Genomic DNA, 22,320 nt, shown 5'->3' on the forward strand with positions numbered 1-22,320 from the left:
CAGTGCACGTGAAGGAGCGACGATGAACGACTCTCCGGGCTGGGCTACGCCCGGATCCTCCCCGTCCGACGGTGAGGGCTCCCACGGTACGCAGCCACCCGCGCAGCCTTCCGGTGGCGACCCCAAGTGGTCGGCCGAGCAGCCGCCGCCCGGCCAGTGGTCGAGCCCGGCCGCAGGCCAGAACCCGCCCCAGCCCGGCCAGCAGCCGCCCGCGGCGCCGCAGCCCCAGCAGGGCTGGGGCTCGTACGGCGGCGGTCCGGGCGGCGGCTACCCGCCGCCGCCCGGCCAGGGCGGCCACCCCGGCTACTGGGGCAACCACGTCCCGGCGGCGAAGCCCGGCGTGATCCCGCTGCGCCCGCTGGGCCTGGGCGAGATCCTGGACGGCGCGGTCACCACCATGCGCAAGCACTGGCGTTCGGTACTGCCGATCACCCTGGTCGTGGCCGTCGTCGTACAGCTGGCCACACTGCTCACGCAGAAGTTCGCGTTCAGCGGGCTCAACCTCGACCCGTCGGCCGGAGCTCCCGTCCAGGACCAGATCAACGCCCTCGGCACCGGCATGGCCGTGAACATGGTCGACGCGTTCATCCAGCTCGTCGGAGGCCTCGTGGCCGCCGCGATGCTCACCATGATCTTCAGCCGTGCCGTACTGGGCCAGTCCTCCTCGGTGGGGGCCGCCTGGCGCGAGTCCCGCTCGCAGCTGCTGCGGCTCTTCGGCCTGACCGTGCTCCTGGGTCTGGGCTGGGTGGTCCTGCTGGTCGTGCTGGTACTGCCCGGCGTCCTCGCCGAGAGCGTGGGCTTCGCCATCCTGGGCGGCGCCGTGGCCATCGGGCTGGGCCTCTGGCTGTGGATCAAGTTCGCGCTGGCCTCGCCGGCGCTGATGCTGGAGAAGACCACCGTCTTCAAGTCCCTCTCCCGCTCCTCGAAGCTGGTCAAGGGCTCCTGGTGGCGCGTCCTGGGCATCACCCTCGTCACCGGCCTCATCACCGGCATCGTCGCGGGGATCATCGTCCTGCCGCTGACGCTGCTGGGCGCGGCCCTGTTCGGCGGCGGCTTCGAAGGCCTCACCGACGGCACCGGAACCACCAGCTGGGGCTTCCTGATCCTCTCGGGCATCGGCGGGATCATCGCCCTGACGATCACCCTGCCCATGCAGTCGGGCGTCACCGTCCTGCTCTACGTCGACCAGCGCATCCGGCGCGAGGCCCTGGACCTGGAGCTCGCGCGGGCCGCCGGCATCCAGAACTACGGCACGGGCGCCGCGGCGCCGCCCACCGGAGGCTGACCGCGGATGAGGGGCACGGGGGGCCTGCTCGCAGCGACGACAACGGCCGCGACGGCGACCGCATCACCATCGGCATCACCGGCGCCACCGGTCACCATCGGCCGTGACGCCGCCCGCGAGGCGGCAGCGCAGGAGCTGTCCAAGCCGATGTACCACCAGAACGACCCGGGGCTGTTCCAGCGCGCCCTGGACTGGTTCTGGGACAAGGTCGGGAGCCTCTTCGACCACGCCTCGGCCTCTACGCCCGGCGGAGCCCTGGGCCTGGTGGCCGTCGCCGTGTTCGCCGTCCTCGTCCTCGCCGCCCTGTGGTGGCGGCTCGGCGCCCCGAAGCGGGCCGCCGGCGCCGCGGGCACCCTCTTCGACGACGGCGTCCGCAGCGCGGCCGACCACCGCACGAGCGCCGAGGCACTGGCCGCCGAAGGCCGCTGGAACGAAGCCGTCCAGGAGCGCATGCGCGCCGTCGTCCGCTCCCTGGAGGAGCGCACCCTCCTGGACCCCCGCCCCGGCCGCACGGCCGACGAGGCGGCCACCGAAGCCGCCGTGTCCCTCCCGGCCCACGAGGCCGCCCTGCGCGCCGCGGCCCGCACCTTCGACGAGGTCACCTACGGCGCACGTCCGGCCAACGGGGCCATGTACGCCACCCTGCGCGACCTGGACCTGGACCTGACCCGCACGAAGCCGCTCCTGACAGGCCCCACCCCATGACCCGCCCCCAGGACCCCAGCGTCCCGCCCGCCGCCGCCACGACCGCCTGGGCCGGAGCCCCCGCAGTCGCCACGGACGCAGCCCCCGCGGGCGCGCCCGCCCCGGCCCCGGCGACCGCCGCCGCACCCCTGACCCCCGGCGTCCTGTGGACCCGCGCCCGCGGCTTCCTCATCGCGCTCGCCCTGCTCCTCACCGCCGGGCTGGCCCTGGCCGCCATGAACTCCGGCGCCCGGCACGGATACCTGGACCCCCGCTCCGCCGACCCCTTCGGCAGCCGGGCCGTGGCCGAACTGCTCAAGAACCACGGGGTCGACACCCGCGTCGTGACCACCGCCGACGCGGCCGCCGACGCCGCCGGACCCGACACCACCCTGCTGGTCACCGATCCCGACCGGCTCGAAGACAGCCGGCTGCGCGCGATCCGGTCCGCCATGGACCTCTCGGGCGGCCGCACCGTACTGCTCGCCCCCAGCACCCTCAGCCTCCCCGCCCTGGCCCCCGGCACCCGCGCCCAGCCCGACGGGACCGGCGAGGAAACCGACCTCGACCCGGGCTGCGCACTGCCCGCAGCCACCTCCGCGGGCCGCGCCACCACCGGCGGCGGCTACCACTACACCACCAACACCCCCAAAGCCACCGCCTGTTACCCCAGCGACGGCCACCCCACGCTCCTCGTCCTGCCGAGCTCCACCCGCGGCGGAGACAGCGTCCTCATCGGCTCCGAGCGCATCTTCCTCAACAACGCCCTCGCCAAGGAGGGCAACGCCTCCCTCGCGCTCCAACTCCTCGGCACCCGGCCCCACCTGGTCTGGTACATGCCCTCGCTCGCCGACTCCGACCCGGACGACGCCGAGGCCGAGGGCAAGAGCTTCCTCGAACTGATCCCGGCGGGCTGGAGCTGGGCCCTGCTCCAGCTCTTCCTCGCCGCCGCCGTCGCCGGCCTCTGGCGCGCCCGGCGCCTCGGCCCGCTCGTCACCGAACGGCTGCCCGTCCTGGTCCCCGCCTCCGAGGCCACCCAGGGCCGCGCCCGCCTCTACCACAAGGCCGGAGCCCGCGACCGCGCCGCCACCGTGCTACGCGCCGCCTCCCGCGAACGCCTGGCCGCACTGGTCGGCGTACCGGCGTCCCAGGCCCACGACCCCGTCTCCCTCGTGCCCGCCGTCTCCGCCCGCCTCACCGACGGCTCGCACGACCTCCACTCCCTGCTCTTCGGCACCACCCCCACCAACGACGCCGCGCTCATCGCGCTCGCCGACCAACTCGACGCCCTCGAAAGAGAGGTCCGCTCCTCATGACGGCCACCACGGACAGCAGCGCCCGCTCCGCACTGGAGGCGCTCCGCACCGAGATCGGAAAGGCCGTCGTCGGCCAGGACTCGGCCGTCACCGGTCTCGTCGTAGCCCTCCTGTGCCGCGGCCACGTCCTCCTCGAAGGCGTCCCCGGCGTAGCGAAGACCCTCCTCGTACGGGCCCTCGCCGCCTCCCTCGAACTCGACACCAAGCGCGTCCAGTTCACCCCCGACCTGATGCCCAGCGACGTCACGGGCTCGCTGGTCTACGACGCCCGCACCGCCGAGTTCTCCTTCCAGAACGGCCCGGTCTTCACCAACCTCCTCCTCGCGGACGAGATCAACCGCACGCCTCCCAAGACCCAGTCCTCCCTCCTCGAAGCGATGGAGGAGCGCCAGGTCACCGTCGACGGCGTCCCGCGCATGCTCCCCGAGCCGTTCCTCGTCGCCGCCACGATGAACCCGGTCGAGTACGAGGGCACGTACCCCCTCCCCGAGGCCCAGCTCGACCGCTTCCTCCTCAAGCTCACCGTGCCGCTGCCCTCCCGCGAGGACGAGATCGGCGTACTGACCCGCCACGCCGCCGGGTTCAACCCGCGCGACCTGCGCTCCGCCGGCATCCGCCCGGTCGCGGGCGTCGCCGAACTCGAAGCCGCCCGCAAGGCCGTCGAGGCCACCAGCGTCTCCCCGGAGATCGCCGCGTACGTCGTCGACATCTGCCGCGCCACCCGCGAATCGCCCTCGCTCACCCTCGGCGTCTCCCCCCGCGGCGCGACCGCGCTGCTGGCGACCGCCCGCGCCTGGGCCTGGCTCGTCGGCCGCGACTACGTCACCCCCGACGACGTCAAGGCCCTGGCCCTGCCCACCCTGCGCCACCGCGTCCAGCTGCGCCCCGAGGCCGAGATGGAGGGCGTCACGGCCGACGCGGTCATCACCGCGATCCTCTCCCACGTCCCCGTACCGCGCTGATGGGGTTCACCGGACGCGCCGCCCTCCTGGCGGCCCTCGGCAGCCTCCCCGTCGGCCTCCTCGAACCGAGCTGGACGGGGATCCTCGCCGTCAACGGCCCGCTCGCCCTGGCCTGCGCGGTCGACTACGCCCTCGCGGCGCCCGTCCGCACGCTCCGGCTGACCCGCTCCGGCGACACCTCGGTACGCCTCGGCGAATCCGCCGACGTGCACCTCACCGTCACCAACCCCTCCCAGCGCACCCTTCGCGCCCGGATCCGCGACGCATGGCCCCCCAGCAGCTGGGTGCCCGGCACCGAAGTCGACGCCTCCCGCCACGCGTTGACGGTCCCCGCGGGCGAACGCCGCCTCCTGACCACCCGCCTGCGGCCCACCCGCCGCGGCGACCGCCGGGCCGAGCGCGTCACGATCCGCTCCTACGGCCCGCTCGGCCTCCTGGCCCGCCAGGGCAACCACACCGTCCCGTGGACGGTCCGCGTCCTGCCGCCCTTCGCCAGCCGCAAGCACCTGCCCTCACGCCTGGCCCGACTGCGCGAACTCGACGGCCGCACCAGCGTCCTGACACGCGGTGAGGGCACGGAGTTCGACAGCCTGCGCGACTACGTACCCGGCGACGACACCCGCTCCATCGACTGGCGGGCCACCGCCCGCCAGCAGAAGGTGGCCGTCCGCACCTGGCGTCCCGAACGGGACCGCCACATCCTCATCTGCCTCGACACCGGCCGCACCTCGGCCGGCCGCGTCGGCGACGCCCCCCGCCTGGACTCGGCGATGGACGCCGCCCTGCTCCTGACGGCCCTGGCCACCCGCGCCGGCGACCGCGTGGACCTGCTGGCCCACGACCGCCGCACCCGCGCACAGGTCCAGGCCCGCTCCGCCGCCGACACCCTGCCGGCCTTCGTCAACGCCATGGCCACCCTGGAACCGGAGCTCGTCGAGACCGACTCCCGCACCCTGGTCTCCACCATCCTGCGCAGCGCCCCGCGCCGCTCCCTGGTGGTCCTCCTGACCAGCCTGGACGCGGCCGCCGTGGAAGAGGGCCTCCTGCCCGTCCTCCCCCGCCTCACGCAGCGCCACACCGTCGTGCTGGCCTCGGTCGCGGACCCGCACATCGCGGAGATGAGCACGTCCCGCTCCACGATCGAAGCGGTCTACGAAGCGGCCGCCGCCACCCAGTCCCAGTCGGCCCGCCGCCGCACGGCGGACCAGCTCACCCGCCACGGCGTCCACGTGGTCGACGCCACCCCGGACACCCTGGCCCCCGCCCTGGCAGACGCCTACCTCGCCCTCAAGGCCGCCGGCCGGCTCTGAGCAGCGCAGGGCTCAGCGATTCAGATCGAGTACGCCTACTCCCAGACCTGCATAGGTCTTCGGTTCGACCGTGGCGACCAGAGCCTGGGAGCCCCATTCGGGAAGGTGACGTGCTGCGTGGACGGCTGCTCCGATACCCGCGGGAACTCCGTCGCGGCACATCTGCGCCACAGCCAGGACCGCCGGATAGTCGAGGTCAAGCATGTGGATGACGTCGAGCTGGCCGATGTGCTCGGCGATCCCCGCGAGCACCACGTCGGCCTCGAGAACCGACAGGACCGGCACCCACAAACGCGTGTCCGTATCCAGATAGGCGCGGTGGATCAGTGCGGACACCTGCCGGTTCCCGGACAGCGCAAGCAACGACGGCGTGTCCAGGACGAGGTGGTGTTGGATCACGCGGCAGCGTTCTGCTGTTGCTCGAAGGCCTCACGGAGCTTCCGCCCCATGGCCCCGCTCTCCTCGTCAGTCACTTCAACCCCGAAGTGCTCAGCCATGTAGGCCCGAGCGCGCTCTGCCCGCTCCCGCCGTTCCTCTGCGGTCAGCGTCGTCTCCGCAAACTCCTGCACCAGAGACCGGATGGACGTCCCACGGGACTCAGCGATGACGGCAAGGCGGTCTCTCACCTCGGCCGGCACGCGGATCATGGCATCAGACATGCTCCGAGTATACGTCCGCGTAAACACCGGGCGGGGGTAAACGCAGAAAAGCCCCGTACCAGTTCCCTGGTACGGGGCTCTCTACAATGATTGTTCGGCGGCGTCCTACTCTCCCACAGGGTCCCCCCTGCAGTACCATCGGCGCTGAAAGGCTTAGCTTCCGGGTTCGGAATGTAAACCGGGCGTTTCCCTAACGCTATGACCACCGAAACACTATGAAGTTAACCAACCGGATATGAACACAGTTCGTTACTTCAGAACTAACACAGTGGACGCGAGCAACTGAGGACAAGCCCTCGGCCTATTAGTACCAGTCAGCTCCACCCGTTACCGGGCTTCCACATCTGGCCTATCAACCCAGTCGTCTACTGGGAGCCTTACCCTCTCAAGGAGGTGGGAATACTCATCTTGAAGCAGGCTTCCCGCTTAGATGCTTTCAGCGGTTATCCCTCCCGAACGTAGCCAACCAGCCATGCCCTTGGCAGGACAACTGGCACACCAGAGGTTCGTCCGTCCCGGTCCTCTCGTACTAGGGACAGCCCTTCTCAATATTCCTACGCGCACAGCGGATAGGGACCGAACTGTCTCACGACGTTCTAAACCCAGCTCGCGTACCGCTTTAATGGGCGAACAGCCCAACCCTTGGGACCGACTCCAGCCCCAGGATGCGACGAGCCGACATCGAGGTGCCAAACCATCCCGTCGATATGGACTCTTGGGGAAGATCAGCCTGTTATCCCCGGGGTACCTTTTATCCGTTGAGCGACGGCGCTTCCACAAGCCACCGCCGGATCACTAGTCCCGACTTTCGTCCCTGCTCGACCCGTCGGTCTCACAGTCAAGCTCCCTTGTGCACTTACACTCAACACCTGATTGCCAACCAGGCTGAGGGAACCTTTGGGCGCCTCCGTTACTTTTTGGGAGGCAACCGCCCCAGTTAAACTACCCATCAGACACTGTCCCTGATCCGGATCACGGACCGAGGTTAGACATCCAGCACGACCAGAGTGGTATTTCAACGGCGACTCCACCATGACTGGCGTCACAGCTTCAAAGTCTCCCACCTATCCTACACAAGCCGAACCGAACACCAATATCAAACTATAGTAAAGGTCCCGGGGTCTTTCCGTCCTGCTGCGCGAAACGAGCATCTTTACTCGTAGTGCAATTTCACCGGGCCTATGGTTGAGACAGTCGAGAAGTCGTTACGCCATTCGTGCAGGTCGGAACTTACCCGACAAGGAATTTCGCTACCTTAGGATGGTTATAGTTACCACCGCCGTTTACTGGCGCTTAAGTTCTCAGCTTCGCCACACCGAAATGTGACTAACCGGTCCCCTTAACGTTCCAGCACCGGGCAGGCGTCAGTCCGTATACATCGCCTTACGGCTTCGCACGGACCTGTGTTTTTAGTAAACAGTCGCTTCTCGCTGGTCTCTGCGGCCACCCCCAGCTCACGGAGTAAATCCGATCACCAGGACTGGCCCCCCTTCTCCCGAAGTTACGGGGGCATTTTGCCGAGTTCCTTAACCATAGTTCACCCGAACGCCTCGGTATTCTCTACCTGACCACCTGAGTCGGTTTAGGGTACGGGCCGCCATGAAACTCGCTAGAGGCTTTTCTCGACAGCATAGGATCATCCACTTCACCACAATCGGCTCGGCATCAGGTCTCAGCCTTATATGAGGGACGGATTTGCCTACCCCTCGGCCTACACCCTTACCCCGGGACTACCACCGCCCGGGCTGGACTACCTTCCTGCGTCACCCCATCGCTTACCTACTACAAGTCTGGTTCGTCGGCTCCACCACTTTCCTTTCCCCGAAGGGTCCGGAACGGCTTCACGGACTTAGCATCGCCTGATTCGATATTGGGCGTTTCAAAGCGGGTACCGGAATATCAACCGGTTGTCCATCGACTACGCCTGTCGGCCTCGCCTTAGGTCCCGACTTACCCTGGGCAGATCAGCTTGACCCAGGAACCCTTAGTCAATCGGCGCACACGTTTCTCACGTGTGTATCGCTACTCATGCCTGCATTCTCACTCGTGAACCGTCCACAACTAGCTTCCGCTGCTGCTTCACCCGGCACACGACGCTCCCCTACCCATCACAGCGGGCGTTGGCCCTATTGCTGCAATGACACGACTTCGGCGGTACGCTTGAGCCCCGCTACATTGTCGGCGCGGAATCACTTGACCAGTGAGCTATTACGCACTCTTTCAAGGGTGGCTGCTTCTAAGCCAACCTCCTGGTTGTCTCTGCGACTCCACATCCTTTCCCACTTAGCGTACGCTTAGGGGCCTTAGTCGATGCTCTGGGCTGTTTCCCTCTCGACCATGGAGCTTATCCCCCACAGTCTCACTGCCACGCTCTCACTTACCGGCATTCGGAGTTTGGCTAAGGTCAGTAACCCGGTAGGGCCCATCGCCTATCCAGTGCTCTACCTCCGGCAAGAAACACGTGACGCTGCACCTAAATGCATTTCGGGGAGAACCAGCTATCACGGAGTTTGATTGGCCTTTCACCCCTAACCACAGGTCATCCCCCAGGTTTTCAACCCTGGTGGGTTCGGTCCTCCACGAAGTCTTACCTCCGCTTCAACCTGCCCATGGCTAGATCACTCCGCTTCGGGTCTAGAGCGTGCAACTCAATCGCCCTATTCGGACTCGCTTTCGCTACGGCTTCCCCACACGGGTTAACCTCGCTACACACCGCTAACTCGCAGGCTCATTCTTCAAAAGGCACGCAGTCACGACCGTTATTCCGAAGAATAACGGCGACGCTCCCACGGCTTGTAGGCACACGGTTTCAGGTACTATTTCACTCCGCTCCCGCGGTACTTTTCACCATTCCCTCACGGTACTATCCGCTATCGGTCACCAGGGAATATTTAGGCTTAGCGGGTGGTCCCGCCAGATTCACACGGGATTTCTCGGGCCCCGTGCTACTTGGGAGATTCTTAAGCAAGCCGCTGATGTTTCGTCTACGGGGGTCTTACCCTCTACGCCGGACCTTTCGCATGTCCTTCGACTACATCAACGGTTTCTGACTCGCCGACCGGCCGGCAGACCGATCAAAAGAATTCCCACAACCCCGCATGCGCAACCCCTGCCGGGTATCACACGCATACGGTTTGGCCTGTTCCGGTTTCGCTCGCCACTACTCCCGGAATCACGGTTGTTTTCTCTTCCTGCGGGTACTGAGATGTTTCACTTCCCCGCGTTCCCTCCACACTGCCTATGTGTTCAGCAGTGGGTGACAGCCCATGACGACTGCCGGGTTTCCCCATTCGGACACCCCCGGATCAAAGCTCAGTTGGCAGCTCCCCGGGGCCTATCGCGGCCTCTCACGTCCTTCATCGGTTCCTGGTGCCAAGGCATCCACCGTGCGCCCTTAAAAACTTGGCCTACAGATGCTCGCGTCCACTGTGTAGTTCTCAAGCAACGACCAGCCACCCATCACCCCACCAGACAAGCTGGCGAGTTCACTGGGGCCGGCATCGCAGAAGGCATGACCATACGGCCGTACCCTCAGATACCCAACAACGTGCCAAGCACGATCCCCGCCACTCAAACCGTTTTCCACGCCGAAGCAGTACTCACAGAAGGTTTTGGAAACCGTGCCAACTAATCAACGTTCCACCCTGAGCTGACCGTGCAGAACGTTTGTCTGCAATCGGTACTGTGCTCCTTAGAAAGGAGGTGATCCAGCCGCACCTTCCGGTACGGCTACCTTGTTACGACTTCGTCCCAATCGCCAGTCCCACCTTCGACAGCTCCCTCCCTTACGGGTTGGGCCACCGGCTTCGGGTGTTACCGACTTTCGTGACGTGACGGGCGGTGTGTACAAGGCCCGGGAACGTATTCACCGCAGCAATGCTGATCTGCGATTACTAGCAACTCCGACTTCATGGGGTCGAGTTGCAGACCCCAATCCGAACTGAGACCGGCTTTTTGAGATTCGCTCCACCTCACGGTATCGCAGCTCATTGTACCGGCCATTGTAGCACGTGTGCAGCCCAAGACATAAGGGGCATGATGACTTGACGTCGTCCCCACCTTCCTCCGAGTTGACCCCGGCGGTCTCCTGTGAGTCCCCATCACCCCGAAGGGCATGCTGGCAACACAGGACAAGGGTTGCGCTCGTTGCGGGACTTAACCCAACATCTCACGACACGAGCTGACGACAGCCATGCACCACCTGTATACCGACCACAAGGGGGGCACTATCTCTAATGCTTTCCGGTATATGTCAAGCCTTGGTAAGGTTCTTCGCGTTGCGTCGAATTAAGCCACATGCTCCGCTGCTTGTGCGGGCCCCCGTCAATTCCTTTGAGTTTTAGCCTTGCGGCCGTACTCCCCAGGCGGGGAACTTAATGCGTTAGCTGCGGCACCGACGACGTGGAATGTCGCCAACACCTAGTTCCCAACGTTTACGGCGTGGACTACCAGGGTATCTAATCCTGTTCGCTCCCCACGCTTTCGCTCCTCAGCGTCAGTAATGGCCCAGAGATCCGCCTTCGCCACCGGTGTTCCTCCTGATATCTGCGCATTTCACCGCTACACCAGGAATTCCGATCTCCCCTACCACACTCTAGCTAGCCCGTATCGAATGCAGACCCGAGGTTAAGCCTCGGGCTTTCACATCCGACGTGACAAGCCGCCTACGAGCTCTTTACGCCCAATAATTCCGGACAACGCTTGCGCCCTACGTATTACCGCGGCTGCTGGCACGTAGTTAGCCGGCGCTTCTTCTGCAGGTACCGTCACTTTCGCTTCTTCCCTGCTGAAAGAGGTTTACAACCCGAAGGCCGTCATCCCTCACGCGGCGTCGCTGCATCAGGCTTTCGCCCATTGTGCAATATTCCCCACTGCTGCCTCCCGTAGGAGTCTGGGCCGTGTCTCAGTCCCAGTGTGGCCGGTCGCCCTCTCAGGCCGGCTACCCGTCGTCGCCTTGGTGGGCCATTACCCCACCAACAAGCTGATAGGCCGCGGGCTCATCCTTCACCGCCGGAGCTTTTAACCCCCGCCCATGCAGGCAGGAGTGTTATCCGGTATTAGACCCCGTTTCCAGGGCTTGTCCCAGAGTGAAGGGCAGATTGCCCACGTGTTACTCACCCGTTCGCCACTAATCCACCCCGAAGGGCTTCATCGTTCGACTTGCATGTGTTAAGCACGCCGCCAGCGTTCGTCCTGAGCCAGGATCAAACTCTCCATGAATGTTTACCCGTAATCGGGTGCACACGCACTTAGAGCGGGACAGTCATGTCGGAATAAGACCGACCGTCCACTGCGTCCTCGCTGTGTAATTGCCTACAAGTGACGCGGCAGAACCGCGACCTCACAGGTCTTTTTTCAAAGGAACCTCATCCACCGAGGTGGACGGGGTATCAACTTTTTGGCGTTGATTTTTGGCACGCTGTTGAGTTCTCAAGGAACGGACGCTTCCTTTGTACTAACCCCTGCGGGTTTTCCTCCGGGCGCTTCCTTCGTTCTGTTCTTGCGTTTCCGACTCTATCAGAGTCAGTCTCGCTTGTTTTCCGCCTTCCGGGTCCTGCGCTTTCGCGCTTTTCCCTCTCCGGCGAGTCCGACTCTATCAGAAGTTTTCCACCGGATTTACCGGCTTCGATTTCCTGAAAGGAGAGTCGAGTGTGCCCTCTTGGAATTCAATTCCGGGGGGCGAGAAAGACTTTAAACCATCGCTGCCGAACTTGTCCAGTTCGAGGCAACCGTTCGAATCTACCTCCCCGCGCGGTCCGTGTCAACGGTCTTTGCGGGACAGAGGAGGAGACTAGCAGCTCAGACGGCTGGAACGCACATCAGGCAGCGGTGGGGAGAGTCGCCGCCCGGTCGGCGAGCTCCACGTCGCCCACCTCGCCCGCACGGGCCGCGCGGCCGCCCAGGACGTAGACGTAGAGCAGGAAGGCCGCCTCGGCCGCCACGCCGATGGCGATGCGGGCCCAGGTGGGCAGGCCGGAGGGGGTGACGAAGCCTTCGATCAGGCCCGAGACGAACAGGACGACCGTCAGGCCCATGGCCATGCCCAGAGCGGCGCGGCCCTGTTCCGCCAGGGCCTCGCGGCGAGTGCGCAGGCCCGGGTCGATGACCGTCCAGCCCAGGCGCAGGCCCGTACCGGCGGCGACGAAGACCGCGGTCAGCTCCAGCAGGCCGTGCGGGAGGATCAGGCCGAGGAAGACGTCGAGGCGGTCGGCGCCCCCCATCAGGCCGATGCCGGCTGCGAGGTTCTCCATGTTCACCCAGAGGATCCCCAGCACGGGCAGGCCCAGGAAGGCGCCGAAGACCAGGCACATCGCGGCCGCCTTGGCGTTGTTCGTCCAGACCTGGGCGGCGAAGGAGGCCGCGGGGTGGCTCGAGTAGTACGTCTCGTACTCACCGCCCGGCTTCGTCATCGCCTTCAGGTCCTCGGGAGCTCCGATGGCGCTCTGGACCTCGGGGTGGGTGGCGATCCACCAGCCCATGAGTACGGCGACGGCGAGGGAGATCAGCGCCGTGGGTATCCACCAGCGGCGGCTGACGTAGACGGCGGCCGGGAAGCCGGCGGTGAAGAAGCGGGCCGCGTCGCGCCAGCCGCCCCGGCGGGCGCCCGTCACCGTGGCGCGGGCGCGGGCCACGAGCTGGGTCAGGCGGCCCGTGAGCATCGGGTCCGGGGTACTGGACTGGATGAGGGAGAGGTGGGTGGAGGTGCGCTGGTAGAGCGCGACGAGCTCGTCCGCCTCGTCGCCCGTGAGGCGGCGGCCGCGGCCCAGGAGCTGTTCCAGCCGGGCCCACTCGGCCTGGTGCGCTGCCACGAAGACGTCGAGATCCATGCGGTTGGCGCTCCCCTGCCCCTGGTGCTCCGATGAACGGCCCCTGATTTTCTTACTTCTTCCGTCGTCAGCTTGGCAGACTGGATGCCAAAGGGGCGGGGCAGGTCGGGTGAAGGGTGTGTGGACCGGTGAGTGATCTGGTGACGGGGGATGCGGTCGTCCTGGGGCTGCGGCCTGCGAGGCTGCCGAGCCGGGCGCTGGCGATCATGTTGGACATGGCCGTCTACGTCGCCGGCTATCTGCTGATCACCCTCGGGCTGACCTTCGCCACCGCCTCGCTGGACGATGCAGCGCAGGCGGCCGTGGCCGTGTCCTCGTCCGTCCTCGTCCTCATCGGCGTGCCGATCGCGGTGGAGACGCTGAGCCACGGGCGCTCGCTCGGCAAGCTCGCCTGCGGGCTGCGCGTGGTGCGCGATGACGGCGGGCCGATCCGCTTCCGGCACGCGCTGGTGCGCGGAGCCATGGGGGTCATCGAGCTGTACGCGTTCTTCGGGGCCGTGGCCTGCATCGCTTCGCTGGTTTCCGCGCGGGGTCGGCGGCTGGGCGACGTCTTCGCGGGGACCCTGGTCATCCGGGAGCGGGTGCCCGGGGCCCGGGTGATGCCGGTGCCTCCGCCGCCGCCGTGGCTGGCCGGGCGCTTCGGCGGGCTGGACCTGTCGGGGGTACCGGACGGCCTGTGGCTGGCGATCCGGCAGTACCTGACGCGGATGAACCAGCTGGATCCGCAGACGGGCGCGACGATGGCGGCGCGGCTGGCGGACGATCTGGTGGCGCGTACGGGGGCGCCCGCGCCCGTCGGGGTGCCGGCTGCCGCGTTCCTGATGGCGGTGGTGCACGAGCGGCAGTCGCGGGATGCGGCGCGGGCCTTCTCCCCGGCCCGTGTTCAGGCGCAGCCGCAGGTCCCGGTGTACGCGCCGGCGCCGGTGGCTCCCGGACCGCACGGCGGGATGCCGGTCATGCCCGGCGTGCCCGTGGCGCCGGCGCAACCGCCCGTCGTGGCCGCGGTGCCCGCCGTGGCGCCCGTAGCGCCCGTAGGGGCACAGCCGCCCCGGGCCACGGGGTTCGCTCCGCCCGCCTGAGACGGGCTCGGGGAGACCCCCTAGTCCTCGAAGGCCGAGGGCGGGGTTTCCAGGTGTTCGAGCTCGATGCCGGGGGCCGAGAGGACCACGTCTCCGGCGATGTGGACGGTGTGGACCTCGCCGGTGTCCAGGGCGCTGACCTGGTATTCGTCGACCAGGAGCGGTCCGCTGTCGGTGGCGTGCTCGGCACGGCGCAGCAGGGCCCAGGCCTGGTCGACCGTACGGGGTGCCAGGACGGGGTCGGTCAGGGCGAGGAGGCGGACCCGGGTGGCGGGGGCGCCCGGGGTGAGGCGCAGCAGCCGGGTCGTGGCGATGAGGAAGGCCGGGGAGGTGCCGGTGAACCCGGGGGCCTGGACGTTGCCTTCGGTGGCTTCGGCGCCGAGGGGGTCGGTGCGGACCCAGGTGACGCCGTCGATGGCGGCGCCGCGGACCTGCCAGCTGGAGGCGTTGGCTTCGAGGCGGATGGGGCGGCCGAGTTCGTCGATGGCCAGGTCCACGGAGCCTCGGTGGCTGCCGTCGGGCGCGGTGAGCTGGGACACGTAGCGCCAGCCCGAGGGGCCCGGGGCGCAGTGGAAGTGCTCCTCGCCGAGGGGGGTGTGGTCGTGGGTGTCGTGGAGCGAGTAGCGGCCGCGGGGCATCGGGGCGGGTCCTTGCTGTGCGGAGCGGGGTGCGGATCGTGGTTTCGGGGCGGGGTTCGGAGCGGGTACGGGGCAGGCCCCCGGCGTGGTGCCGGGGGCCTGCTTCGCGCGGTGTGCCGATCGGGATCCTCGGGGATCCGGTGGGCTCAGTAGCGGTAGTGGTCGGCCTTGTACGGGCCTTCGACCGGGACGCCGATGTAGGAGGCCTGCTCGGGGCGCAGGGTGGTGAGCTTGACGCCGAGGGCGTCGAGGTGGAGGCGGGCGACCTTCTCGTCGAGGTGCTTGGGGAGCACGTAGACGTCGGTCGGGTACTCGGCCTGCTTGGTGAAGAGCTCGATCTGGGCCAGGGTCTGGTCCGCGAAGGAGTTCGACATCACGAAGGACGGGTGACCGGTCGCGTTGCCCAGGTTCAGCAGGCGGCCCTCGGACAGCACGATGAGGACCTTGCCGTCGGGGAACTTCCAGGTGTGGACCTGCGGCTTGACCTCGTCCTTGACGATGCCCTCGATCTTGGCGAGACCGGCCATGTCGATCTCGTTGTCGAAGTGGCCGATGTTGCCCACGATCGCCTGGTGCTTCATCTTGGCCATGTCCGAGGCCATGATGATGTCCTTGTTGCCCGTGGTCGTGATGAAGATGTCCGCGGTCTCCACGACGTCGTCGAGCGTGGCGACCTGGTAGCCGTCCATGGCCGCCTGGAGCGCGCAGATCGGGTCGATCTCGGTGATGATCACGCGGGCGCCCTGGCCGCGCAGGGACTCGGCGGAACCCTTGCCGACGTCGCCGTAGCCGCAGACCACGGCGGTCTTGCCGCCGATGAGGACGTCGGTGGCGCGGTTGATGCCGTCGATCAGGGAGTGGCGGCAGCCGTACTTGTTGTCGAACTTCGACTTGGTCACGGCGTCGTTCACGTTGATCGCCGGGAACAGCAGGGAGCCTTCGGCCATCATCTCGTAGAGACGGTGGACACCGGTGGTGGTCTCCTCGGTCACGCCGCGGATCTCGGACGCGAGCTGCGTCCACTTCTGCGGGGCCTCGCCCAGGGTGCGGTTGAGGAGCGTGAGGATGTGGGCGTACTCCTCGGAGTCGGCCGTGGCCGGGTCCGGGGCCGCGCCGACCTTCTCGAACTCGACGCCCTTGTGGACCAGGAGGGTGGCGTCGCCACCGTCGTCGAGGATCATGTTCGGGCCGCCGGTGGGGGTGTTCGGCCAGGTCAGCGCCTGCTCGGTGCACCACCAGTACTCTTCCAGCGTCTCGCCCTTCCAGGCGAAGACGGGGACGCCCTGCGGGTTGTCCACGGTGCCGTTCGGGCCGACCGCGATGGCGGCGGCCGCGTGGTCCTGGGTGGAGAAGATGTTGCAGGAGGCCCAGCGGACGTCGGCGCCGAGGGCGACGAGGGTCTCGATGAGGACGGCGGTCTGCACGGTCATGTGCAGCGAGCCGGTGACGCGGGCGCCGGCCAGGGGCTGGGTCGCCGCGAACTCCTTGCGGATCGACATCAGACCGGGCATCTCGTGCTCGGCGAGGGTGATCTCCTTGCGGCCGAAGACGGCGAGGGAGAGGTCCGCGACCTTGAAGTCGGTGAATGCGGCAGTCATGAAGATGCTGCTCCTGATGATCGAGAGGGTGGGTACGGCTGAGCAGTACACCGTCCGCGGGGGACGACGTACCCGGCGCTCAGTCCGTCGGGGGTCCTCTCTCCCCTCGGCCGGTCTCCAAGGACCGCCCGACCGCCATCAGCAGCGACGCCTGACACTGATGACGAATCTACACCGATCGGCGGAGTGAGGCGTCTGGAATCTTGCTCCGTGCAGTGTCGCGGTTTCAGGCCTTCCAGCCGAACACTTCAGGGCCTTTCGGACTTTTACTCCACCCCTGCGGTGGTGGAGGATGCCGGTGGGCCGGGTCGTGAGCGCGGTCCGCATCACGATGGCGTGAGGAGATTTCAGTGACCAGTCCGGCAGGCGCTCCTGGCGACGGGGGCACGAGCGGGCCGAGGCCCGTGAAATTGGTGGCCGTCACCGCGTGTCCCACGGGGATCGCGCACACCTACATGGCCGCCGAGAAGCTCCAGCAGGCCGCCGATCGCCTCGGCATTTCGATGAAGGTGGAGACCCAAGGCTCGATCGGGGCCGAGAACGTCCTCACTGACAACGATGTCAGAGAGGCGGACGGCGTCATCATCGCCGCCGACAAGGAAGTGGACCTCGAGCGCTTCGCCGGCAAGCGGGTCCTGTCCACGGGCGTCGCGGACGGCATCCACAAGCCGGAGGAGCTCTTCGAGCGCGTGCGCAGCGCGCCGGTGCAGGCCGGAACCTCGGCGGCCCCGGGCAGCGGGGGCGGTGGCGGCGGCAGGCAGCGCAGCCAGGCGTACAAGGCGCTGATGAACGGCGTCTCCCACATGATCCCCTTCGTGGTCGTGGGCGGTCTGCTGCTCGCCGTGTCGCTGTCCCTGGGCGGGCATGCGGACTCCAAGGGCGGGCTGGTCATTCCCGAGGGAACCTTCTGGTTCTACGTGAACGCCCTGGGCGTGACCGGCTTCAAGCTGATGCTGCCGATCTTCTCCGGCTACATCGCCTACGCACTCGGTGACCGGCCGGCCCTCGTACCCGGCATGATCGGCGGCTTCCTCGCCGCCGACGCCGTGAACATCTACGGGGCCGAGGCGAACGCGGGCTTCCTGGGCGCCATCGCGACGGGCTTCCTCGCGGGCTATCTGGTCGTGTGGATCAAGAGGGTCAAGGTCCCCAAGGTCATCCAGCCGATCATGCCGATCATCGTGATCCCGATCCTGTCGACACTGGCCCTGGGCCTGGTCTACATCTACGTGATCGGCCAGCCGATCTCCTGGCTCTTCACGCACCTGACCAGCTGGCTGAACGGGATGACCGGCTCCAGCGCGATCGTGCTCGGCACCATCATCGGCCTGATGATCGCCTTCGACATGGGCGGTCCGGTCAACAAGACCGCGTTCCTCGTCGCCGTCGGACTCATCGGCACCAACAACCACGTCATGGGCATGGCCGCGGCGGCCATCCCGGTCATGCCGCTCGGACAGGGCCTGGCCACGCTGCTGCGCCGCAAGCTCTACAGCGACGAGGAACGCGAGACCGGCCTCGCCGCCCTGTTCATGGGCTTCTTCGGAATCTCGGAGGGCGCGATCCCCTTCGCGGCCGCCCGGCCGGCCCAGGTCATCCCGGCGAACATGCTCGGTGGCGCGGTGGCCGGTGCGATCGCCGGTGTGGCCGGGGTCCAGGACTCCGTGCCGCACGGCGGTCCGATCGTCTCGCTGTTCGGTGCGATCAGCGGGGTCGCGATGTTCTTCGTCGCCATCGCCGCCGGTGCCGTCGTGACGGCGCTGACCACCAATGCTCTGATCGAGTTCAAGCAGCGCCGGGAAGGCGCGCCGGCCGGGCCGTCGGTGCTCGCGCGGGAGCCCGCCCTGGTCGGGGCCGGCGTGGGTGCGGGTGCGGGTACGGGTGTTGGTACGGCCGTACGGAGCCGGGCCGCGGCCGCGGCGCCCGTCGGCGGGACCGGGGCCGGGAAGCCGGAGGTGCTGTCCGGGTACCTGACCGCGCAGACCGTCAAGACCGAGCTGGCCTCCGACTCCAAGGGGGCGGCGATCCGCGAGATGGCGGAGATGCTGGCCACCACCGGCAACGTCCGCGACGTGGACGAGCTCGTACGGGTCGCACTCGCGCGGGAGGCACAGGGCACGACGGGTCTCGGCGAGTCGATCGCGATCCCGCACGCCAAGACGGACGCGGTGACCCGCCCGACGGTGGGCTTCGCCCGGTCCGACGAGGGCATCGAGTGGGGCGCCCTGGACGGGACGAAGGCCCGGCTGGTGTTCATGATCTCGGTGCCGGAGGCGGCCGCCGGGGACGAACACCTGCGGATCCTGGCGCTCCTGTCGCGCAAGCTGATGGACACCGGCTTCCGGGAGCGGCTGCAGTCCGCGCCGGACGAGGCCGCGATCCTGGACGTGCTGCGCGAGATCCAGTAGCCGCCCGGCACGGACCGGATACGGAGATGCCCCCCTGCGCCTTCGCAGGGGGGCATCTCCGTATCCGGTGCGCGTCGGCGCGGGCTCAGTTGCCCGGGTTGGTGCCCTTCGCCGCGGCCTCGGCGTTGAAGATGTCCGGCTCCAGGTAGATCACGCGGGCGATCGGGACGGCCGCGCGGATGCGGGCCTCGGCGGCGTTGATGGCGTTGGCCACCTCGGTCGCCGTGTCGTCGCTCTGGACGGCGATCTTCGCGGCGACGAGGAGTTCCTCGGGGCCCAGGTGCAGGGTGCGCATGTGGATGACGCCGGTGACGGTGTCCCCGTCGACGACGGCGGCCTTGATCTTGTCGATCTCCTCGGTGCCGGCGGCCTCGCCGAGCAGCAGGGACTTGGTCTCGGCGGCGAGCACGATGGCGATGATGATCAGCAGGATGCCGATGCACAGGGTGCCGATGCCGTCCCAGACGCCGTTGCCGGTCAGCAGCGCGAGGCCGACGCCCGCGAGGGCGAGGATCAGGCCGATGAGGGCGCCGAAGTCCTCCAGGAGGACCACGGGGAGCTCGGGGGCCTTGGCGCGCTTGATGAACTGGCTCCACGAGAGGCTGCCGCGGATCTCGTTGGACTCCTTGATCGCGGTGCGGAAGGAGAAGGACTCCGCGACGATCGCGAAGACGAGGACGCCGACCGGCCAGTACCAGTGCGTGATCTCGTGCGGGTCGTGGATCTTCTCGTAGCCCTCGTAGATGGCGAACATGCCACCGACGGTGAACAGCACGATGGAGACGAGGAAGGCGTAGATGTAGCGCTCGCGCCCGTATCCGAAGGGGTGCTCCGGTGTCGCCTCGCGCTGTGCCTTCTTGCCGCCGAGCAGCAGCAGGCCCTGGTTGCCGGAGTCCGCGAGCGAGTGGACGCCTTCCGCGAGCATCGACGAGGAGCCGCTGAAGAACCAGGCCACGAACTTGGCTACAGCGATGGCGAGATTGGCGGCGAGTGCCGCCACGATCGCCTTGGTACCGCCCGACGCGCTCATGGTTGCGATGTGTCCCTTCCTCGGTGCGGCGCCCCGGTCCGGGACGCCGCGCTACGGCCGCAGATTCTCACAGCCGCCTCGAGGGACGGTACGTCAGACCACCACCGTGGCACGGAAGACGGTGCCGGTTTGGGACAGTTCAACCTTTTCGCCCGCCGGTACGAACACCGACTCCCCCGGGGCCAGTGCCAGTTCGCCGGAGACCGGGGAGGTGGCCTTCGGGGAGCCCGCCGTGCACAGCAGGATCTGCGGGGCGGTGTCGGGGAGCACCCGGGGGGCGCCGCCGGGGGCCAGGACGAAGCGGGAGAGGCGGAATTCGTCGATGGGGGTCTCGTAGACCTCTTCGCCGTTGCCCTCGGGGCGCATCACTCCGGGGTCGCTGGGTGCGAAGACGACCACCTTCAGCAGCTCCGGGACGTCCACGTGCTTGGGGGTGAGCCCGGCGCGCAGCACGTTGTCGGAGTTGGCGAGCAGTTCGACGCCGAGGCCGTCGATGTAGGCGTGCGGGACGCCGGCGCCGAGGAACATGGCTTCGCCGGGCTGGAGTCGGACGTGGTTGAGCAGCATGGCCGCGATCACGCCCGGGTCGCCCGGGTAGTCGTGGACGAGCGAGGCGTACGGCTCGTACGGGCCCCCGAGCCGGGCGGCGGCGGCCGCGGCCTCGGTGACCGTGCGGGCCATTTCGGTGCGGTCGGCGGTCAGTACGGCGGTGAGCACCTCGCGCAGGGCCGCCTCCTCGGGATGGGCCCGCAGGAGGTCGACGTAGGGCTTCAGGGAGTTGACGCCGAGGCCCTCCAGGAGGTCGGCGGCCTCCAGCGGCGGGCGGAACCCGCAGAGCCCGTCGAAGGGGGTGATCGCGCAGATCATCTCGGGCTTGTGGTTGGGGTCCTTGTAGTTGCGGTGGCCGGCGTCCATCGGGACGCCGCGCCGTTCCTCGTCCTCGTAGCCCTCCTTGGCCTGTGCCAGGTCGGGGTGGACCTGGAGGGAGAGCGGGGCGCCCGCGGCGAGGAGCTTGAGGAGGAAGGGCAGCCGGGGGCCGAACTTGGCCACGGCCGCGGCTCCCAGCTCGCGCTCCGGGTCGGCGGCGATGACGTCCGAGAGGGTGGTCTCGCCGCCGCCCCGGTCGAGGCGGGAGGGTGCGCCCGGGTGGGCGCCCATCCACATCTCGGCCTGGGGTTCACCGGTGGGCTCGACTCCGAGGAGCCGCGGGATCGCGGTGGTGGATCCCCAGGCGTAGGGGCGGATCGTGTTCGTGAGGCGGTCCATCGGTCGTCTTTCCTGGGTGAGAGAGGCACGCGGGCGCGCCTCAGCTGTGTCCCCCGGAGGCCAGCGCCAGGTAGGCGGTGGCGAAATCCGTGACGGCGAGGAGTTCGGCGAGCTGTTCCAGCTCGGTGCCCTCCTCGGGTTCGAGCTCGCTGATGGCCGTGTCGTGGCTGAGGGCGAGCTCTCGTGCGGCAGGGGCGGCTGTCAGTCCGCCTGCGGGCCGGTCGCGCAGCAGGACGATGCGTGCGCGAAGGGCCTGCGGTTCTTCCACTCGGTCGCGGAAGAAGTCATCGGGATCGGCGCCGGCGGCGAAGGAGCCGGCGAGCAGGATTCCGTGGGCCGGCAGGGCCTCGGGGAGGTCGGCGGCCAGTGCGGGGCGGCCGGCGAGCTCGGCGAGGGTGGCGGCGAACCGGCGGCCCGCGGGTCCGGCTCCGATGCCCTCGCTCCAGATGAGCGGGAGGGAGTCGGCGAGCTCGGAGGCGAGGGTCTTGGCCGGGTTGGAGTAGGTGGCGATGGCGGGTCCGCAGCGGGCGGCGGTGCGGTCGAGCCGGTCGGCCACGGCCTCCAGGGTGCCGGGGGCGGCGGCGATCAGGCCGACCCGGTCCAGGAGCACCAGCAGCGGGGTGAGCAGGGCCCACAGGGCGCCGGGTCCGGCCGCGGCGGATTCGTCGTACTCCTGGTACGGGGCTTTCGCCATCGGTACCAGGAGCCCGTGCGCCCCGTCCACGGCTTCGCTGAGCGGCGAGCGCTCGGGGGCCACGGCGACGACGGTGGAGCCGCGCCGGTAGGCCTGCTCGGCGAGGACGGCGAGGCCTGGCTCGGTCCCGTCGGTGGTGGCGATGAGCAGCAGGTCGACGGGGCCGGCCCAGCCGGGCAGGGTCCAGCGCAGGGCTCCGGCGGCGTGGGCCACGCCGGTGGGGTGGAGCCTGATGACGGGCGCGGAGGCTCCGGCGAGCGCTCCGAGCAGGTCGGCGACTCCGGTGGCGGCGGTGCCGGGCCCGGCGATGAGGACCGCGCGGGGGCGGCCGTCCGGGCGCAGGTCGCCGAGGCCGGCCTCGGCGGCGTGCCGGGCCGCGGTGCGCACCCGGGCCCCGGCGTCGGCGGCGCCGCGGAGCAGGCCGCGGCGGTCGGCACGGGCGAGATCGTCCGGTGCGTCGAGGAGCGACTCGTCGAGCATTGGCGGCCTCCGGCTATGTCTGTGACGTGACCAGTGGTGAGCGAACCAGGGTGGTGACGGAACCAGTCTCAGCGTGTGCGCGGG

General features: G+C 68.1%; 15 protein-coding genes and 3 rRNA genes. 7 read left to right on the forward strand and 11 right to left on the reverse strand.

Annotated elements, in window-relative coordinates; all coding sequences use genetic code 11:
• Positions 1 to 22: 22 nt before the first annotated feature.
• The 5 genes from OG490_RS14260 to OG490_RS14280 are packed head-to-tail and all read left to right on the forward strand — an operon-like array spanning position 23 to position 5,557.
• Positions 23 to 1,285, forward strand: coding sequence for a hypothetical protein (locus tag OG490_RS14260; RefSeq protein ID WP_330296660.1), 1,263 nt, complete (start codon positions 23 to 25; stop codon positions 1,283 to 1,285).
• A gap of 6 nt (positions 1,286 to 1,291) precedes the next feature.
• On the forward strand, positions 1,292 to 1,990 hold the full coding sequence (locus OG490_RS14265; RefSeq protein WP_330296661.1) for a DUF4129 domain-containing protein: 699 nt from the start codon (positions 1,292 to 1,294) through the stop codon (positions 1,988 to 1,990).
• Positions 1,987 to 3,285 carry a DUF4350 domain-containing protein gene (locus tag OG490_RS14270; RefSeq protein ID WP_330296662.1) on the forward strand — a complete coding sequence of 433 codons (1,299 nt, stop codon included), beginning with the start codon at positions 1,987 to 1,989 and terminating at the stop codon, positions 3,283 to 3,285. Before OG490_RS14265 ends, OG490_RS14270 begins: the two co-directional genes overlap by 4 nt.
• On the forward strand, positions 3,282 to 4,247 hold the full coding sequence (locus OG490_RS14275; protein WP_330296663.1) for an AAA family ATPase: 966 nt from the start codon (positions 3,282 to 3,284) through the stop codon (positions 4,245 to 4,247). Before OG490_RS14270 ends, OG490_RS14275 begins: the two co-directional genes overlap by 4 nt.
• Positions 4,247 to 5,557 carry a DUF58 domain-containing protein gene (locus OG490_RS14280; RefSeq protein WP_330296664.1) on the forward strand — a complete coding sequence of 437 codons (1,311 nt, stop codon included), beginning with the start codon at positions 4,247 to 4,249 and terminating at the stop codon, positions 5,555 to 5,557. The genes OG490_RS14275 and OG490_RS14280 overlap by 1 nt, the downstream gene beginning before the upstream one ends.
• Before the next feature lie 12 nt (positions 5,558 to 5,569).
• Here OG490_RS14280 and OG490_RS14285 read toward each other — a convergent pair whose 3' ends face one another.
• The 6 genes from OG490_RS14285 to OG490_RS14310 form a co-directional block, all read right to left on the reverse strand.
• Positions 5,570 to 5,956 carry a hypothetical protein gene (locus OG490_RS14285; RefSeq protein WP_330296665.1) on the reverse strand — a complete coding sequence of 129 codons (387 nt, stop codon included), beginning with the start codon at positions 5,954 to 5,956 and terminating at the stop codon, positions 5,570 to 5,572.
• Positions 5,953 to 6,216, reverse strand: a complete 264-nt coding sequence (locus tag OG490_RS14290) for a hypothetical protein (protein ID WP_330296666.1) — start codon at positions 6,214 to 6,216, stop codon at positions 5,953 to 5,955. The genes OG490_RS14285 and OG490_RS14290 overlap by 4 nt, the downstream gene beginning before the upstream one ends.
• Before the next feature lie 92 nt (positions 6,217 to 6,308).
• Positions 6,309 to 6,426 (reverse strand): 5S ribosomal RNA (gene rrf, locus OG490_RS14295).
• Between the two features lie 74 nt (positions 6,427 to 6,500).
• A 23S ribosomal RNA gene (locus tag OG490_RS14300) occupies positions 6,501 to 9,624 on the reverse strand.
• Between the two features lie 287 nt (positions 9,625 to 9,911).
• Positions 9,912 to 11,436, reverse strand: a 16S ribosomal RNA gene (locus OG490_RS14305).
• Together the 16S, 23S and 5S rRNA genes form the textbook arrangement of a ribosomal RNA operon.
• A gap of 599 nt (positions 11,437 to 12,035) precedes the next feature.
• The gene (locus OG490_RS14310; protein ID WP_330296667.1) at positions 12,036 to 13,043 is read right to left on the reverse strand and encodes a stage II sporulation protein M; all 1,008 of its coding nucleotides are present in this window, start codon (positions 13,041 to 13,043) and stop codon (positions 12,036 to 12,038) included.
• A 128-nt stretch (positions 13,044 to 13,171) separates the two neighbouring features.
• On the opposite strand from OG490_RS14310, the gene OG490_RS14315 reads away from it, so the two are divergent.
• The gene (locus tag OG490_RS14315) at positions 13,172 to 14,122 is read left to right on the forward strand and encodes an RDD family protein (protein WP_330296668.1); all 951 of its coding nucleotides are present in this window, start codon (positions 13,172 to 13,174) and stop codon (positions 14,120 to 14,122) included.
• Positions 14,123 to 14,142: 20 nt separating this feature from the next.
• Here the strand turns inward: OG490_RS14315 and OG490_RS14320 are convergent, their stop codons facing one another.
• Positions 14,143 to 14,760 carry a hypothetical protein gene (locus tag OG490_RS14320; protein ID WP_330296669.1) on the reverse strand — a complete coding sequence of 206 codons (618 nt, stop codon included), beginning with the start codon at positions 14,758 to 14,760 and terminating at the stop codon, positions 14,143 to 14,145.
• Between the two features lie 146 nt (positions 14,761 to 14,906).
• Positions 14,907 to 16,358: an adenosylhomocysteinase gene (ahcY, locus tag OG490_RS14325; protein ID WP_330296670.1), complete on the reverse strand. Its 1,452-nt coding sequence runs from the start codon at positions 16,356 to 16,358 to the stop codon at positions 14,907 to 14,909.
• 350 nt (positions 16,359 to 16,708) lie between these two features.
• On the opposite strand from ahcY, the gene OG490_RS14330 reads away from it, so the two are divergent.
• Positions 16,709 to 18,766 carry a fructose-specific PTS transporter subunit EIIC gene (locus tag OG490_RS14330; RefSeq protein WP_330296671.1) on the forward strand — a complete coding sequence of 686 codons (2,058 nt, stop codon included), beginning with the start codon at positions 16,709 to 16,711 and terminating at the stop codon, positions 18,764 to 18,766.
• Between the two features lie 85 nt (positions 18,767 to 18,851).
• Here OG490_RS14330 and OG490_RS14335 read toward each other — a convergent pair whose 3' ends face one another.
• The 3 genes from OG490_RS14335 to OG490_RS14345 form a co-directional block, all read right to left on the reverse strand.
• Positions 18,852 to 19,796, reverse strand: coding sequence for a cation diffusion facilitator family transporter (locus OG490_RS14335; RefSeq protein ID WP_330296672.1), 945 nt, complete (start codon positions 19,794 to 19,796; stop codon positions 18,852 to 18,854).
• A gap of 93 nt (positions 19,797 to 19,889) precedes the next feature.
• Entirely contained in the window at positions 19,890 to 21,062 is a 1,173-nt protein-coding gene (manA, locus tag OG490_RS14340) for a mannose-6-phosphate isomerase, class I (protein ID WP_330296673.1), read from the reverse strand.
• 40 nt (positions 21,063 to 21,102) lie between these two features.
• Positions 21,103 to 22,236: an SIS domain-containing protein gene (locus tag OG490_RS14345; RefSeq protein ID WP_330296674.1), complete on the reverse strand. Its 1,134-nt coding sequence runs from the start codon at positions 22,234 to 22,236 to the stop codon at positions 21,103 to 21,105.
• Positions 22,237 to 22,320 lie beyond the last annotated feature (84 nt).

The organism is Streptomyces sp. NBC_00503 (assembly GCF_036346895.1).
Classification (GTDB): Bacteria; Actinomycetota; Actinomycetes; order Streptomycetales; family Streptomycetaceae; genus Streptomyces.

What these genes read in the sequence shown, in the direction of transcription:
- OG490_RS14290 (WP_330296666.1), bottom strand. Translation starts at nt 6,216, where the DNA reads ATGTCTGATGCCATGATCCGCGTGCCGGCCGAGGTGAGAGACCGCCTT.
- OG490_RS14335 (WP_330296672.1), bottom strand. Translation starts at nt 19,796, where the DNA reads ATGAGCGCGTCGGGCGGTACCAAGGCGATCGTGGCGGCACTCGCCGCC.
- OG490_RS14345 (WP_330296674.1), bottom strand. Translation starts at nt 22,236, where the DNA reads ATGCTCGACGAGTCGCTCCTCGACGCACCGGACGATCTCGCCCGTGCC.
- OG490_RS14265 (WP_330296661.1), top strand. Translation starts at nt 1,292, where the DNA reads ATGAGGGGCACGGGGGGCCTGCTCGCAGCGACGACAACGGCCGCGACG.
- OG490_RS14275 (WP_330296663.1), top strand. Translation starts at nt 3,282, where the DNA reads ATGACGGCCACCACGGACAGCAGCGCCCGCTCCGCACTGGAGGCGCTC.
- OG490_RS14280 (WP_330296664.1), top strand. Translation starts at nt 4,247, where the DNA reads ATGGGGTTCACCGGACGCGCCGCCCTCCTGGCGGCCCTCGGCAGCCTC.
- manA (WP_330296673.1), bottom strand. Translation starts at nt 21,062, where the DNA reads ATGGACCGCCTCACGAACACGATCCGCCCCTACGCCTGGGGATCCACC.
- OG490_RS14320 (WP_330296669.1), bottom strand. Translation starts at nt 14,760, where the DNA reads ATGCCCCGCGGCCGCTACTCGCTCCACGACACCCACGACCACACCCCC.
- OG490_RS14260 (WP_330296660.1), top strand. Translation starts at nt 23, where the DNA reads ATGAACGACTCTCCGGGCTGGGCTACGCCCGGATCCTCCCCGTCCGAC.
- OG490_RS14270 (WP_330296662.1), top strand. Translation starts at nt 1,987, where the DNA reads ATGACCCGCCCCCAGGACCCCAGCGTCCCGCCCGCCGCCGCCACGACC.
- ahcY (WP_330296670.1), bottom strand. Translation starts at nt 16,358, where the DNA reads ATGACTGCCGCATTCACCGACTTCAAGGTCGCGGACCTCTCCCTCGCC.
- OG490_RS14310 (WP_330296667.1), bottom strand. Translation starts at nt 13,043, where the DNA reads ATGGATCTCGACGTCTTCGTGGCAGCGCACCAGGCCGAGTGGGCCCGG.